This is a genomic window from Paraplanobispora takensis (assembly GCF_016863195.1).
In the GTDB taxonomy this organism is placed as follows: domain Bacteria; phylum Actinomycetota; class Actinomycetes; order Streptosporangiales; family Streptosporangiaceae; genus Planobispora; species Planobispora takensis.
This window is the reverse complement of the sequence record NZ_BOOK01000022.1, coordinates 64,491-80,261: the sequence shown is the minus strand read 5'-3', so window position 1 is coordinate 80,261 and position 15,771 is coordinate 64,491. Positions and strand designations below refer to the sequence as shown.

The following is a 15,771-nucleotide window of genomic DNA, read 5'->3' as shown; positions in this document are numbered from 1 at the left end:
GACCCGGCCGCTCGGAAGCCGTGGAGCGGACCCGCACAATCCTGCGGGGTCCGGCCCGGTCAGGAGCCGTTCTGCAGGCGGCGGAGGCGGTTGCCGGCCCGCCGCAGCAGGGAGCGCCGGGCCGCCGCCTGGAGGGCGACCGCCTCCTTGCGACGCTGCTCGGCCTTGTCCCGCCACCGGTCCGCGTCGCGCTGCCCCTTGGTCGCGGCGGCGCGCAGCTCCTTCATCTCGGCCTTGAGCGCGGCGACCTGGCGGCGGGCGCGTTCGAGCTCCTTGCCGCGGGACTCGGCCTCGGCGCGCCACCGGGCGGCCTCGCGGTTGCGGTTGGACGCCCAGGAGGGATAGGCCCTGGCCGCCGGGCGGAACTTCCACGACTCGCCGTCCAGCCAGGTCACGCCGTACAGCTCGGCGATCACGTCGTCGGAGGACTCGCCGTCACGGGCGACCAGCTCCGCCCTGGCCGCGGCGGCGGTCCGCTCCAGCCGGGCCGAGATCACCCCGGACTCGTCCTCGTCCAGGGCGACGAGCAGCAGCCCGGCCCCGTCCTGCTCGGCCCGCTCGACCAGCGACTGGATCGAGGCGGCCCCCGGGACCCAGCCCGCCGGGCACAGCAGGCGGAACGGCGCGGGAGCGGGGGCCGGCTGGGAGCCGCCGGACACCGGGGGCGCATGGACGGAAGAGGCCGGGGGCGCAGCCGGTGCCTCGGCGAAGACGACGCGGCCGTCATGGGCGTACTGGGCCCGCAGCAGCCGCAGGTCGAGCAGGGGATCGTCGAGCGGGGCCCGGCGCTCGTCGGTGAGCGACGACCACGGGCCGGTCACGGTGACCCGGACGTCGGGCAGGGTGCTCGCCAGCGCCCCGTCCACGCTCGCGCGCACGTCCTCGAACGAGGCGTCACGGGCGTCCACGACCACCTCGACGTACGGCACCAGCCACTGGCGGCCCGGGTCCGTGCGCAGGTGGCGCCGGTAGGGGATCCGGTCGGCGACGAGCGGGGCGGTGTAGCGCCGGACCTCGACGCCGCGGCGCATCGCCGTGGTCGTCCCCAGGTGCCAGGCCAGGGCCCCGGTTTCGGGGACGAACACCCCGCCCGCCTGGGTCAGCCGGTAGCCCAGGTCGGTGTCCTCGCCCAGCACCAGGGAGGTGTCGTACCCGCCCGCCTCCCGCAGCAGACGGGCGCGGGCCGAGACCGTCGCGCCGACGTGGACGCGGTGCAGGAGCGCGCCGGGCGCGTCGCGGAAGCCGCGGTGCTCGGCGACGAGCCGGTCGATCCAGTCGTGCCCGTGCTCGGGGTCGGGGTCGAACAGGGACCCGGCCCCGTCCTTGGCGACGGCGGTGCGGACCTCGGCGGGCATGGGCAGGGCCCCGGTGACGGTGTTCCGGGCGCCGGCGGACGGGGGGCCGCCCGCGGCGGTGAACCGCAGCGTGCCCGTGACCACCAGATAGCCTGCCAGGTGGTGCCAGCGCATGTGCGCCTCGACGTGGTCGCGGTAGGGGACGATGTCGGCGTCCATCCGGTGGACGACCTCGCCGTCCGCGACCGCCGTACCGGACCGCAGGGCCCAGGCGATGCCCCAGCCGCCGGGGGCGGTGGGGACCAGGCGGGTGCGTTCGGGCGCGATCTCGGGGATGCGCAGCGGCGGCGTGCTGCCGTCGTCCACGACGACCACCTCCATCAGGTGGTCCGGGTAGGACTGCGCGGCCAGCGCGGCCAGGAGGAGGTCGAGCTTCTCCTGACCTCCCCTGGCGGGGATCACCACGCTCACCGGCAGCCGCGGCTCCCATCCGCCGAGCGGAGGCGGCTCCAGCACCCCGTAGTCGTTGCCGGGGATGCGGGGCTCGCTCATGAGGCCTCCACGGGGAGCTCCATCAGGGCGTTCGGCCGGAAGCCGCGCCACTGGCGCTTGTTGCGCCGCAGGAACGTGCCGATCGGCTCACGCCAGGTGTGGCTCGTCACGTTGCCGCGCCGCAGGATGTAGCCCAGGCCGTGCGTGCGGTAGATCTGCCCGCCGGCGGCCTGTACGGCGTGCTGGAACTGGGCGTCGATGGTGCCCGGCAGCGGCCGGAAGCCGCCCACCGCCTCGAACGCCGAGCGCTCGGCGAAGATCGTCCCTCCGGCGATGAAGTTGGTGATCTGCTCGGTGATCTGCTCCCGGTGGACCGTCACGCCGATCGAGGCGAGATAGACGAACTCCGGGACCGTCCCCACGACCTCGGCCCCCGAGTAGGAGTGCGCGAGGATCAGGTCGGACAGGAAGTCCGGGCCGTACCAGTCGTCGTCGTCCATCTTCAGCAGGTACGACCCCGAGGCCCTGGCGGCGGCCTCGTTGAGCACCGCGCCGAACACCGTGCGCCCCTCGGCCTCGAACACGGTGACCGGCCGGTCGAAGGAGGCCAGCGCCGAGGCCACCTCCGGGTGACCGGCGGGCACGCCGTGCAGGGCGAGGATCACCTCCAGCTCGGCGCCGCGCTGCCTGCCCACCTGCTCCAGCGCGAAGCGCACCATCTCCGGGCGGCGGGTGGCCAGCAGCACCGAGGTCAGCGGGGCGGGCGCGGAGGGCGCGCCGAACTGCTCCCAGCGGGTCCGCACGCCGTGGGTGCGCAGAGCCTCGCGCCGCAGCCGGACGCTGTGCTCCTCCCGCTCCAGGTCGTCGGCGAGGCCGGTCTCCGGCACCGAGGTCAGCAGCCGGGTCAGCTCCTCGCCGAGCGCGCCCGCCCAGGCGGGCACGGCGTCGCAGATCAGGGGGACGCCCGCGGCGGCCAGCCCGGTGACGACGCGCAGCGCGGCGACGGGGCCGGTGTGGCTGCGCCCCCAGTCCACGCGCACTCCGCGGACCCGCCTGATCCGGCTGACGTCGACGTCGGTGACGCACCCGGAGGCGGCGAACCGGGTGAGCGTGCGGCCCTCGCAGGTGATCGCCCACCGGTCGGAGTCGAGGGAGAGGTCGGCCATGCCCAGCGCGGGCACGGTGAGGAAGCCCATGGGGTTGACCGAGCGGTCGTCCACCGGCGGTACGGCCCGGGGATCGGACAGGTCGGCCAGCCCGTTCCTGAAGATCTCCTCCCCGCCGGGACGGCCCAGCCGCTCCCAGCTGACCAGCTCGGCCAGCGGCCGCTCCACCGGGATCTCCTCGCCCTCCCAGGGCTCCGGGTCGCTGTCGGTGGTGCGCAGCACCAGGTCGCCGCCGCGCGCGCCGAACCGGTCGGGGACGGGCCCGGCGACGTCGGCCGGGGCGGCGTTCGGGTCGCCGGGCCGCCAGTGCGCGGCCCCCGGGCCCGCCAGCCCGGCCACCGGCGCCGCGACGACGTCCAGCCGATATCCGGCGAAGGCCCTGGCCGTGGCGGCCAGGGTACGGCCCGCGGGCGTGGGCTTGGAGAAGCGCGCGTCCACCACCCACGTGGACGCGCCGGTGCGGTGCACCCGCAGCTCGGTCAGGGCGCGCCAGCGGTGGGCGGGGGTGGGCGACAGGACCGGCGCGGTGTACCAGTGGGGCGTCTCCGCGACCGCGACGGTGGTCCGCGAGGCCGAGGGGAGCAGCGCCTGCATGCTGGCGGCCCGGCGGACGTCGGTCGGCGTCTGGGCCAGCAGCAGCACCTCGGCGACGCTCTCCTCGGGGGAGGGCGCGTCGGTCAGGTCGCCGTCCAGGTCCAGGACCCGGCAGCGCCCGGCCCCGGCGGCCGCCTCCAGCTCGTCGAGCGTTTCGAGACCGGCGCAGTAGACCAGCACGCGCCGTCCCGGGTTGCGCTCCACCGCGGCGCGGACGAGATCGGTCAGGTGAGGCATCAGCCCGTCCTCCTCTGCCGCACGGCCGCGGAGATGATCTCCCGCAGGTGGCCGCGTGAGCGCTCGCCCTCCACCCGCTCCAGTTCGGCCCGCAGGCTCTCGACCTCGGCGCGGAGCGTCTCGGCCTCGCCGCGCAGGGCCTCGGCCTCCCGCCGCCACTTCGCCGAGCTGGCCCGCCACTTCGCGGGGTCGCCGGCGGCGGGCTCCGCCTCCTCGGCGGTCGTCACGCCGAACTCCTCCGCGCTCACCCAGAACGAGCCGAACAGCTCGTGCACGGTGTCGTCCGGCGCGCCGGTCCTGTGCACGTCGTCCACCGGCGCGCCGTCCACCAGCGCGGCCCTGGCGAAGGCGGCGGCGCGCTCCAGCCGCATGGCCTCGATCCCGTCGGGGCCCTCGCCGAGCACCACGCTCAACAGGCCGTACCCCTCCCGCTCGGCCAGCCGTACCAGCTCGGCGAGGCTGTCGGCGGCCAGGACCCGCCCGGCCGGGCAGGTCAGCCGGAACGGCGCGGGAGCGGAGGTCGCCGTGAGCTCCCCGGCCAGGCGCACCCGCGGCTCGTGGGCGTAGAAGTTGCGGACCAGCCGCAGGTCCAGCATCGGGTCGTCGAGGGAGGGATGGCGTCCGGAGGTGAGGTCCCGCCAGGGGCCCAGCACGGTGACGGCGACGTCGGCCAGGGTCCCGGCGAGCGCGGCGTCCACGCTCGCGCGGACGTCCTCGTAGGAGGCGCCTCGGGCGTCCACGACCACCTCGACGTACGGCACCAGCCAGCTCCTGCGCGGGTGGGTCCGCAGCCAGCGCAGATCCGGGATGAGGTCGGGCAGCAGGGACCAGTTGTGCCGGTGCACCTCCTTCTCCCGGCGCATGACGGTGGAGGAGCCGAGATGCCAGCTGCGGGCCTGCGGGTCGGGCACGAAGACCGCGCCCGCCTGGGCCAGCCGGTATCCGAGATCGGTGTCCTCACCCATGGTGAGGTCGGTGTTCACCCCTCCCGCCGCCCGCAGCAGGGCGGCCGGCACCGAGGCGGTGGCGCCGGAGTGCAGGCGGTAGGCGCCCGCCCCGGCCTCGCGCAGTCCCCGGGTCTCCTCCAGCACGCCCACCCGGTAGGCGTGCGGGACCGTCTCGTCGAACAGGCCGGCCGCGGTGCCCGCGCCGACCGCGGTGAAGATCTCCCGGGCGGAGGGGGCCGGTCCGTCGGGGGTGAACAGGACGTCGCCGAGCACGACCGCGTAGGAGGCGAGGTGGTGCCAGCGCATGTGCGCCTCGAGGTGCTCCCGGTCGAGGACCATGTCGGAGTCGATCCAGTGCACGACGTCGCCCCGCGCGGCGTCCGCGCCGGTCTGGCGGGCCCAGCCCCGTCCCCACCGGCCCCGCGGCACCCGCACGATCCGGGTGCGGGCGGGCGCGAGGCCGGGAACGCGCAGTTCGGGGGAGCTGCCGTCGTCGGCGACGACCACCTCGGTCAGGGCGGCGGGATAGCTCTGCGCGGCCAGCCCGGCGAGCGTGCGGTCCAGCGCGTCCTGGCAGTCGTAGGCGGGGATCACCACGCTGACCGTCAGCCGGGGCCGCCAGCCGCCGAGGGCCGCGGGCCGCAGCGGCCCGTAGTCGTTGTGCCGGATCCGCGCCTCGGGCGAGGGCTCCGCGCAGGAACGGGAGGCCGGCGGCCAGGTGAGGGAGGCGGGGGAGGCCGGTAGAGGTCCGGGGAGCGGGTCGGCCTCCGGCGTGTCCCGGTCCGGTGTCATGCCCTGCTCCCGTGCCGTGTCCCGGCCCGGCGTCGTGTCCCGGCCCGGCGTCGTGTCCCGGTCCCCTGCCGTGCCCTGGCCCCCCGTCATGTCCCGGTCTCGGAGGAGGTCCGCGCCTCGACGGCGGCCAGGCGGGGCATCAGGCCTTCGGCCAGCTCCCTCATCTCCTGCCGCAGGGACATCGCGTGGAGCCGCTCCTCCCCGAGGGAGGCCAGCACGGCGTTCAGGTCCTCGTCGCGGCGCAGGCGGTCCTGGTTCAGCAGCTCGGCGATCTCCCCGAGCCGGGTGTCGAGCCGCTCGGCGGCCGCGGCGACCTGCGTGATACCGGCCTCGCAGCGCTTGACCCTGGCGTCGAGCCGCAGGACCTTGCCGTCGGCCCTGCGGATCCCGGCGACCACGAGCACCTGGAGGCCGAGCAGGAGCACGATCATGCCGAACAGCACGGCGACCGTCACGGAAACGGCGCCGGTGCCCACCAGCGCCGCCAGAGCGACCAGAGCCAGGAGTCCGGCGGCGGCGGCCGGGAGCACCAGTTGTCGGGGCGTTGGCATCCGTGTAGTTACCTTTCGTGCTGTCTCGTCTTCACCCGCCGACGGGGGACAGGTCGGGGCTTATCCACTGCCCGGATGCGGATACATCGTTAAATGTAACGTTTAGAACTATATGAGTTCTGCGTGATTGCTGAGAGTTCCCTAGGAAGATCGAAAGAGTTCCGGCGGTGAGGGAACGGCGAACGATGCGGTCCGCGTATCTCTGACCTGGAGATTGCCGGACCTTGGTTAAGGTGTCCCTGCATGCGGTGAGAACCGCCCCGGCGGAGGAATCAGGTGGGAAACGACCTCTATGGCAGCTGTCGCCGATCTCGGCTCCCCGGGGGCCGGGCTGGAACCTGTGGGTTTCCTGAGAATCGCGTCCGGGGACACCGGCGACCTGCGCTGGGGACACGGTGGATGGACCGTCGAGGATGACTCTCTCGCCGCGCTGAGGACACGGCGCGGGCTGCGCGTCCACCTGCCCGAGGACGCCGTGGACCTGACCGGGGTGCTCGACCTCGCCGCGGCCGGGGTGCCGATGCACGCGCCGCACGTCCCCGGCTGGGTCACCGGCGCCGATCCCGAACTCGCCAAACTCCTGTCCGACGGCGCCTGGCTCGCCGGGACCCCGCGCGACACGCCGCGCTGCACGGCCGCCCTGCGCCGCGAGGAGCACAGCGTACGGCTGCGCCGTCACGGCCTCGGACGCCGCGCGCTCACACCCGGGGCTCCCACGCCGGGAGGAGGGCCGGGCACGCCCGCGGTCAGCGTCGTGATGTCCAGCATGCGCCCGCACCTGCTGGAACCGGCGCTCGCGCAGATCGCCCGGCAGCGCGGGGTGGAGGTCGAGGTCCTGCTGGGCCTGCACGGCGTCCCCGCCGGCCACGAGGCGGTGCGCCGGGCGGTCGCGGACTGCCCGCTGCCGGTCACGGTGGTCGAGGCCGGGGCCGACACGCCGTTCGGGGAGGTGCTCAACCTCGCGGCGGCCCGCGCGAGCGGCGACCACCTCGCCAAATGGGACGACGACGACTGGTACGGCCCCGAGCACCTGTCCGACCTCCTGCTCGCCCGCTCCTACAGCGGGGCGGACATCGTGGGCACGGCGGCCGAGTTCTTCTACCTGGAGCCGCTGAACGTCACCGTCCGGCGCACCGACTACACCAGCGAGGTCTGGTCCGACCACGTGGCCGGGGGGACGATCCTGCTGGACCGCGACGGGTTCCGGGAGACCGGTGGGTTCCCCGGCCTGCCCGCGGGGGTCGACGCGGCCTTCCTGAAGGCCGCCCACGGCGCGGGGGCGCGCGTCTACCGGACCCACGGCCTGGGATACGTGCTGCGCCGCTCGGTGAGCGCCGAGCACACCTGGCGGCTCTCCCTGGCGCATTTCCTGCGTGTCGCGTCGAACCAGTGGCGGGGATTCCGCCCCAGCCTGATTCTGGAAATGTCATGACAGCACGGATCGTGGGCAACGACTACCGCACCCTCACCCCGCCCGAACTGGGCGCATGGACGCCGTCGTTGCGGGTCAGCGTGGTCGTGCCGGCCTACGGCGACCAGCGCAAGCTCGACCTGACGCTGGCGGGACTGGCCGGGCAGAGCTATCCCGCCGACCTCACCGAGGTCATCGTGGTGGACAACGGCAGCGAGCCGCCGCTGCGCCTGCCCGGGATCCGCCCGCCGCACACCCGGCTGGTCGTCTGCCCGGTCCCGGGCCGGGCGCACGCCCGCAACGCCGGGCTGGCCGAGGCGGGCGGCGACGTCGTGCACTGGCTGGACTCCGACGTGGTCCTGGACCGCCGCTCGGTCGAGGCCCACATGCGCTGGCACCACGCGGCGCCGTACCTCGTGGTGACCGGATACCTGCGCTTCACCCCCGCGGAGCCGCCGACCCCCGAGGTGGTCGCCGCCACCGACGACCTGGCCGGGCTCTTCGAGCCCGCCGAGCCGCACGCCTGGCTGGTGGACCTGATCGAGCGGACCGACGGCCTCACCGACAACCCCGGCCGCGCCTTCAGCCTCCACGTCGGCGGCGCCACCTCCGTCAACGCGGCGCTGCTGGCCCAGGCCGGGCCGATGGACACCGACCTGATCCTCGGCCAGGACACCGAGATGGGCTACCGGCTGGCCCAGGCGGGCGCGGTCTTCGTGCCCGAGCCGCTCTCGCGCGCCTTCCACCTCGGCCCGACCATGCGCATGCGCGGCAAGGCCCCCATCGACCGGGTCAGCCACGCGTTCGTCGCCGACCGGATCCCCTCCTACCGCTGGCTGCGATCCCACCCTGCCCGGCAGTGGAAGGTCCCGTACGTGGAGGTGGTCGTCGAGACGGCGGGCCCATCGGAGGAGGCGGACGGCTCCCGGCCGGGATACGACGAGATCCGCGCGACCGTGGACGCGGTGCTCGCGGGGACCGTCCCCGACGTCGCGGTGACGATCCCCGGTCCCTGGGACGACCTCGGGACCGAGGACCGCGCGCCGCTGACCAATCCCGACCTCGACCTGGTCCTGGTGCGCGGGCACTACGCCCACGAGCCCCGGGTACGGCTGGAGCCCCTCACCCGGAACGCGGCGCCGTACCGCCTCAGGCTGCCCGCGGGCTGGGTGCCCGGCGAGGACAGCCTGGCCCGCCTGCTCGACCTGGCCGTGGAGGGCGGGTACGGCCTGGTGTCGGTGCTGCTGTCGGAGGGGCCGGGCCGGAGGGTGACGACGGCCCGGCTGGAGCGCGCCGCCGCGTTCGCCCGGGCGGCGATCGTGCTGCGGGAGGGCGAGGACCTCGACGACGCCGTGGAGGAGACCTTCGGCACGCTGTGGGTGGAGGGCCAGGCCTACGGCTTCACCCCCGAGCCCCAGCCGATCACCGGCCGCCGCGGCGCCTACCGGGCCCGGACCGAGGCGCAGGCCGAGGTGGTCCGCCTCACCAAGGAGGTCGAACGGCTGCGCGGCCAGGTGGGCAAGTGGCGCGAGGAGGCCGGACGCTGGCGCAAGAGCACGGTGGAGCTCAGGCGCGAGGTCGGCACACTGCGCAAGGAACTGGCGGCGGCCAGGAAGGTCGTCCAGGACGGCCTGATCTCCTCGGTGAAACGGGCCATCATCCGCCGCCGCTGACCGGCGTGAGGCCCCGTCCCCGCCCGGCGGTCCCGGCCTCGGCCGTCCCGCGTCAGTCGGCGCGCAGGCCGTCGCGGAGCCTGGCGAGCAGGGACCTGCGCGCCGCGGGCCTGACCTGGTTGCGATCCCCGGAGACGGGCTTGCCCTGCCTGCGGTCTCCGGGCGCGGGCTTGTCCGGCGCGGACCTGTCGCCGGAGGCCGGGCGGCGTGGCTCCGGCCGCGCGTGACCCGTTCCCGCCGGGGCGGCGGTCGCGGCGGGGGCGGCCTCCGGCGGTGTCCCGGTGATGTCGCCGCCGCCGTCGCCGACGCCGCCGGTGACTCCGTCGATGGCGCCGGAGGGCCAGAACTCCTTCGCCGCGCCGTGCCGTACGCCGTGGGTGACCTCGATCGAGGCGGCCACCTCCCCGGGGTCCCGGGCGCCGAGCAGCAGGGCACGGCCCACCGCCTCGGCGCGCTCCAGCGTGGCCGGGCCCGCGCCGGGCAGGCCGACGACCAGGAGCCCCGACCTGTCCGCCTGCACGGCGGAGATCATCCGCTCCAGGGAGTCGTGGCCCAGCGGGACCGAGACGGGCCCCGTGTAGCGGAACGGCGTCGGCGCCGGGGTGGGGGAGACCGCGTCGGCCAGCCGTACCCGCTCGTCGTGGCCGAAGTGCTCACGCATCAGGCGCAGCTCGAAGTCGGGGTCGCCGAGCACCGGCCGGCGTCCCCGCGACAGCTCCGACCAGGGGGCGACCAGGGTGACCAGCACGTCGGTCACCGACCCCTCCAGCGCCGCGTTGACCGCCTCGCGCACCTGCTCCTGGGCGGCCTCGCCCACGTGCAGGACCACCTCGGCGTACGGCACCAGCCAGCGGCGTCCCCGGTCCTTGCGCAGGTCCCGGCGGAGCGGGATCCGATGGGCCAGGTACGGGGTGACCGCGCGGACGACCCGCTGCCGGTCGCGGCGCTGGGCGGGCAGCCCCAGGTGCACGGCCCCGGCCGCCATGTCGGGGATGAACACCACGCCGCGCTGGGCCAGCCGGTAGGCGAACTCGGTGTCCTCGCCCCGCAGCACCTCCGGGTCGATCCCGCCCACGGCGTGGAAGGTCTCGCGCCGCATCGACACCGTGGGCCCGGTGCACACGTGGTAGGGGTTGCGGCTGGCCCGCAGCCCGTCGGTGCGGGCGATCGTCTGCTCGGTGGAGCTGGGCAGCGCCTTCGACAGGTCGAAGACCTCCTCCAGCGAGCCCGTCCGCACCGCCTCGTGGACCTGCTCGGGCGTCAGCCGGGGCTCCTCGACGAACTTCTTCGCGCCGATGGCGACCAGGTGCTCGGCCAGGTGGTGCCAGCGCGCCAGCGCCTCGATGTGCTCGCGGCAGACGACCATGTCGGCGTCCAGGCGCTGCAGGATGTCGCCTCCGGCGAGGGCGGCCCCCGTGTTGACCGCGTGCGCGATGCCCCAGCCGCCGGGGTCCGCGGTGACGATCCGGGTGCCCGTCGGGGCGATCTCCGGCAGGCGCAGCGGCGGCCGGCTGCCGTCGTCGACCACGATCACCTCCATGAGGTGATCCGGGTAGGTCTGCGCGGCCAGGGCGGCGAGGGTCAGGTCGAGCCGGTGCTGCCCGCCGTGCGCGGGGATGATCACGCTGACCGGGAGGGACGGGTCCCAGGCGCCTATTTCGGGCGGTCGCAAGGGGGAGTAGTCGTTGTGCCGGATCGGCGGCAGGCCGTTCGCCGCTCCGCCCGTCATGATGCCGTACCCCTTTACCGGTGGTGTGCCGTCGCCGGCGTTCCCGCTTGTCAAGCCCTCGACCCTACCTGCGGTTGCTGAGCGTTTCCTGTACACAGGACGCGCGGCCTGTCCATCTGGTGGACGCCGCATCGCCTCTCCGAGACCGTTGCCCGTAGACTCTTTGCCCAACATCGCAGGTAGAACGCGCACGGCGGAGCCTTGCGCGGGAGGAGCAATCATGACCAGGGCGTGGCGCGGCCTCATCGAGGAGTATCGTGACCGGCTTCCGGTGACCACGGCGACGCCCGTCGTCACCCTGCTGGAGGGCGGCACGCCGCTCGTCCCGGCGCACCGGGTCTCGGCGCTGACCGGCTGTGACGTCTACCTGAAGGTCGAAGGGCTCAACCCGACCGGCAGCTTCAAGGACCGCGGCATGACGATGGCCATCAGCAAGGCCGTCGAGGAGGGTGCCAAGGCCGTCATCTGCGCCTCCACCGGCAACACCAGCGCCTCCGCCGCCGCCTATGCCGTCCGCGCGGGCCTGACCTGCGCGGTGCTCGTCCCGCGCGGGAAGATCGCGATGGGCAAGCTGGCCCAGGCGCTGGTCCACGGCGCGAAGCTGCTGCAGGTCGAGGGCTCCTTCGACGACTGCCTGGAGATGACCAGGAAGCTGTCGGAGAACTACCCGATCGCCCTGGTCAACTCGGTCAACCCCTTCCGGCTCCAGGGCCAGAAGACCGCGGCCTTCGAGATCGTCGACACCCTCGGCGACGCGCCCGACATCCACTGCATCCCGGTGGGCAACGCCGGCAACATCTCGGCCTACTGGATGGGCTACACCGAGTACGCCGGGGACGGCGTCGCCACCAAGACGCCCAGGATGTTCGGCTTCCAGGCCAGCGGCGCCGCGCCGATCGTCAACGGCGCCCCGGTGACCCACCCGCACACGATCGCCACCGCGATCCGCATCGGCAACCCCGCCTCCTGGCAGCTGGCCGAGGCCGCGCGCGACGAGTCCGGCGGCGTCATCCAGTCCGTGACCGACCGCCAGATCGCCGCCGCCTACAAGCTGCTGGCGCAGGAGGAGGGCGTGTTCGTCGAGCTGGCCTCGGCGGCCAGCGTGGCCGGTCTCCTCCAGGCCCACGAGCAGGGCCTGGTCGACCCCGGCCGGCGCATCGTCTGCACGGTGACGGGCAACGGCCTCAAGGACCCCGACTGGGCCATCTCCGGCGCCCCCACCCCGCTGACGATCCCGATCGACGCCCACGCCGCCGCCACCGCCCTCGAACTCGCCTGACCGGGGAGACGATGATCAATATTCACGGCGGGAAGGTCGCCGTCCGGGTTCCCGCGACGAGCGCCAACCTGGGGCCGGGCTTCGACGCGCTCGGTCTGGCGCTGGGCCTCTACGACGAGGTGGAGGTCGAGATCGGCACGGCGCCCGGCCTGACCATCGAGGTGACCGGCGAGGGGGAGGGCGAGCTCGACGCGGGCGAGGGGCACCTGGTGGTCCGCTCGCTGCGCGCCGCCTTCGACGCCTTCTCGGTACGGCAGCCCGACTCCCTCAGGCTCGTGTGCCGCAACCGCATCCCGCACGGACGGGGCCTGGGGTCGTCCTCGGCGGCGATCTGCGCCGGGATCGTCGCCGCCAGGGCGCTGGCCCACCCCGAGCACGCCGGCGACCGGAGCGCCCGCGAGCGCGCCGGCGGCGTGCTGTCGGACGCCTTCGCCCTCGGGATCGCCACCGAGATCGAGGGCCATCCGGACAACGTCGCCCCCTGCCTGGCCGGAGGCCTGACGATCGCCTGGATGGAACAGCCCGGCGATCCGCGTATGGTGAAACTGGCCCCGCACGGTGACATCCGGCCGGTGGCCATCGTCCCCCAGAACCGCCTGTCGACCGAGGCGGCCAGGGGACTGCTCCCCAAGGACGTGCCGCACGCCGACGCGTCCGCGAACGCCGGGCGGGCGGCGCTGCTGATCGCGGCGCTCACCACCCGGCCGGAGCGTGAGCTGCTGCTGGCCGCGACCGAGGACCGGCTGCACCAGGACTACCGCGCCCCCGCCATGCCGCAGACCGCCGAACTGGTCAAACGCCTGCGCGGGGCGGGCGTCCCCGCGATCGTCTCGGGGGCGGGTCCCACGGTTCTTGCGTTTTCGACACCGGATACACAGGATTTGATCGCACCGGAAGTGGGTACTGACTGGCACATCCAGCCACTGGATGTCGAAACCCACGGTGCGTGCGTTGTTTCTCCCGAGACACGCTGAAGCCTCTTCGACCTTCAGGGAATAGCAGTGTGCGCTGGTGATGTTAGGCTGATAGCCGCACCAGGTGCCCCCGTTTCGGGTGCGTGCTTGTCATCCACACATCGTCGCCCCACGTCTCGCTCCACGAGGCGTGAGCGCCACAGTGGTTTCCCCGAATCCGTCGCCTCCGAATGGCCCACATTCGGTTGGGGCAACGAGAGGCGGCGTTTCAGGGGACATGCGCGTTCGAACCATCTCGACATCTGGTTGCCGGTAGCAATCCGGGGGGTGTCCTCCAAGCCCCACCGTCGGCGAATCTCGATGGTGACGGCGTGGATGCGCCCTTCTCCGACAGTGGCGGCGGTCCTCACGGGCCGCCGAGGATCGCGACGTGCAACCCGACCCGGTCTGTCCCTCCGGGTCGATCGCACCACCGGGACGATTGGCTGATCGTGGCCACGCCCGACCCCTGGGAAGGACCCATTAGTGAGCGACACCACCGAACTCCTCTCCGATGCCAACGGCACTCAGCCGGCGGCCGGCGACACCCCCACCCGCGCCGCGACCAAGCGTCGTCGCTCCGGCACCGGCCTGTCCGCCATGGTGCTGCCCGAGCTGCAGGCCATGGCCTCCGGCCTTGGCATCAGCGGAACCGGGCGGATGCGCAAGAGCCAGCTGATCGCGGCCATCCAGGAGAAGCAGGGCGTCTCCGCCGAGAGCGCCCCGGCGCCCGCGGCGGCGCCCCAGGAGGCCCCGGCTCCGGCCGCCGCCGAGCCGGCCGCCGAGCGCCCCGCCCGTAGCCGCCGGGAACGTTCCCGGACCGCCGCCGCTCCTGCCGCCCCCGTCGCCGAGGCGCTGCCCGAGCAGGTCGCGGCGCCCGAGCCCGTGGTGGCCACCCCGTCCGTCGTGGAGCAGCAGGCCGAGGCCGGACAGGCCGAGGGCCGTTCCGAGCGCGGCGAGAGCCGTCGTGAGCGCCGCAGCCGCGGCGAGCGCCGTGAGCGTGGCGAGGGCCGCGAGCGCGGTGAGGGCCGCGCCGACCAGCGCGCCGCGGACGCGGGCCAGGGCCGTGGTGAGCGTGCCGAGCGCGGTGAGCGCACCGACCGGGGCGAGCGCACCGACCGGGGCGAGCGCACCGACCGGGGCGAGCGCACCGACCGGGGCGAGCGCACCGACCGGGGTGAGCGCACCGACCGGGGTGAGCGCACCGACCGGGGCGAGCAGAACCGCGGTCCGCAGGGACGCGGTGACCAGCACGGCCCCGGCGTCGAGGACGACGACCGCCGCGGGCGCCGCGGCCGGTTCCGCGAGCGCAACCGCCGCGGCCGTGACCGCTTCGACGGCAACGAGCCCGTGGTCGGCGAGGACGACGTCCTCATCCCGATCGCCGGCATCCTGGACATCCTCGACAACTACGCGTTCGTCCGGACCAGCGGCTACCTGCCCGGCGCCAACGACGTCTACGTGTCCCTGGCCCAGATCCGCCGCAACGGCCTGCGCAAGGGCGACGTCGTCACCGGCGCCGTCCGCCAGCCGCGCGACGGTGAGCGCCGCGAGAAGTTCAACGCGCTGGTCCGGCTCGACACGGTCAACGGGATGGACCCCGAGCAGGCCCGCCAGCGGCCCGACTTCAACAAGCTCACGCCGCTCTACCCGCAGGAGCGCCTGCGCCTGGAGACCGAGCCCAACATCCTGACGACCCGGATCATCGACCTGGTCGCCCCGATCGGCAAGGGCCAGCGCGGTCTCATCGTCTCCCCGCCCAAGGCGGGCAAGACGATGGTGCTGCAGGCGATCGCCAACGCGATCACCCGCAACAACCCCGAGTGCCACCTGATGGTCGTCCTGGTCGACGAGCGTCCGGAAGAGGTCACCGACATGCAGCGCTCGGTGAAGGGCGAGGTCATCCACTCGACCTTCGACCGTCCCGCCGAGGACCACACCACGGTCGCCGAGCTGGCCATCGAGCGGGCCAAGCGCCTGGTGGAGCTGGGCCACGACGTCGTCGTGCTGCTCGACTCGATCACCCGCCTGGGCCGGGCCTACAACCTGGCCGCCCCGGCCTCCGGCCGGATCCTGTCGGGTGGTGTCGACTCCACGGCGCTCTACCCGCCCAAGCGCTTCTTCGGCGCCGCCCGCAACATCGAGAACGGCGGCTCGCTGACGATCCTCGCCACGGCGCTGGTCGAGACCGGCTCCAAGATGGACGAGGTCATCTTCGAGGAGTTCAAGGGCACCGGCAACGCGGAGCTCAAGCTCAACCGCTCCCTCGCCGACAAGCGGATCTTCCCCGCGGTGGACGTCGACGCGTCCGGCACCCGCAAGGAGGAGATCCTCATGTCGAAGGACGAGCTGCAGATCGTCTGGAAGCTGCGCCGGGTGCTGCACGCCCTGGACATGCAGCAGGCTCTGGAGCTTCTCCTGGAGAAGATGAAGGAGACCAAGTCCAACGCGGAGTTCCTGCTCCAGGTGCAGAAGACGACGGTCAGCTCCGACCGCGACTGACCCCGCGCGACGCACGCGAGAACGCCCGGCGGCCTCGGCCGCCGGGCGTTCCCCGTATCCGTCCCTGTGTCTCTCTGCGTCTGTACGGCTTGCGCCCGGGGTTGGGGACGCGAGCCGTACAGCTTCTCGGCGGGTGTTATCCGCCCGTCA

General features: G+C 73.9%; 10 protein-coding genes. 5 read left to right on the top strand and 5 right to left on the bottom strand.

Features of this window, described 5'->3' with window-relative positions; translation table 11 throughout:
• Positions 1–59: 59 nt before the first annotated feature.
• From Pta02_RS16355 to Pta02_RS16340, 4 genes are all read right to left on the bottom strand, one after another.
• Positions 60–1,847, bottom strand: coding sequence for a glycosyltransferase (locus Pta02_RS16355; protein WP_203875684.1), 1,788 nt, complete (start codon positions 1,845–1,847; stop codon positions 60–62).
• Positions 1,844–3,784, bottom strand: a complete 1,941-nt coding sequence (locus Pta02_RS16350) for a glycosyltransferase (RefSeq protein ID WP_203875683.1) — start codon at positions 3,782–3,784, stop codon at positions 1,844–1,846. The genes Pta02_RS16355 and Pta02_RS16350 overlap by 4 nt, the downstream gene beginning before the upstream one ends.
• The gene (locus tag Pta02_RS16345; RefSeq protein ID WP_203875682.1) at positions 3,784–5,523 is read right to left on the bottom strand and encodes a glycosyltransferase family 2 protein; all 1,740 of its coding nucleotides are present in this window, start codon (positions 5,521–5,523) and stop codon (positions 3,784–3,786) included. The genes Pta02_RS16350 and Pta02_RS16345 overlap by 1 nt, the downstream gene beginning before the upstream one ends.
• A gap of 86 nt (positions 5,524–5,609) precedes the next feature.
• The gene (locus Pta02_RS16340) at positions 5,610–6,074 is read right to left on the bottom strand and encodes a hypothetical protein (RefSeq protein ID WP_203875681.1); all 465 of its coding nucleotides are present in this window, start codon (positions 6,072–6,074) and stop codon (positions 5,610–5,612) included.
• Positions 6,075–6,414: 340 nt separating this feature from the next.
• Between Pta02_RS16340 and Pta02_RS16335 the strand changes: the two genes are divergently transcribed.
• Positions 6,415–7,506: a glycosyltransferase gene (locus Pta02_RS16335; protein WP_203875680.1), complete on the top strand. Its 1,092-nt coding sequence runs from the start codon at positions 6,415–6,417 to the stop codon at positions 7,504–7,506.
• Complete coding sequence (locus Pta02_RS16330) at positions 7,503–9,158, top strand: glycosyltransferase family 2 protein (RefSeq protein WP_203875679.1); 1,656 nt, start codon at positions 7,503–7,505, stop codon at positions 9,156–9,158. The genes Pta02_RS16335 and Pta02_RS16330 overlap by 4 nt, the downstream gene beginning before the upstream one ends.
• A 52-nt stretch (positions 9,159–9,210) precedes the next feature.
• Here Pta02_RS16330 and Pta02_RS16325 read toward each other — a convergent pair whose 3' ends face one another.
• On the bottom strand, positions 9,211–10,887 hold the full coding sequence (locus Pta02_RS16325; RefSeq protein WP_203875678.1) for a glycosyltransferase family 2 protein: 1,677 nt from the start codon (positions 10,885–10,887) through the stop codon (positions 9,211–9,213).
• A 220-nt stretch (positions 10,888–11,107) separates the two neighbouring features.
• On the opposite strand from Pta02_RS16325, the gene thrC reads away from it, so the two are divergent.
• The 3 genes from thrC to rho all read left to right on the top strand — a co-directional run bounded on the left by thrC (position 11,108) and on the right by rho (position 15,621).
• Complete coding sequence (thrC, locus tag Pta02_RS16320) at positions 11,108–12,166, top strand: threonine synthase (protein WP_203875677.1); 1,059 nt, start codon at positions 11,108–11,110, stop codon at positions 12,164–12,166.
• An 11-nt stretch (positions 12,167–12,177) separates the two neighbouring features.
• Entirely contained in the window at positions 12,178–13,140 is a 963-nt protein-coding gene (gene thrB / locus Pta02_RS16315) for a homoserine kinase (protein WP_203875676.1), read from the top strand.
• Positions 13,141–13,605: 465 nt separating this feature from the next.
• On the top strand, positions 13,606–15,621 hold the full coding sequence (gene rho, locus Pta02_RS16310) for a transcription termination factor Rho (protein ID WP_203875675.1): 2,016 nt from the start codon (positions 13,606–13,608) through the stop codon (positions 15,619–15,621).
• The last annotated feature ends 150 nt before the right edge of the window (positions 15,622–15,771 follow it).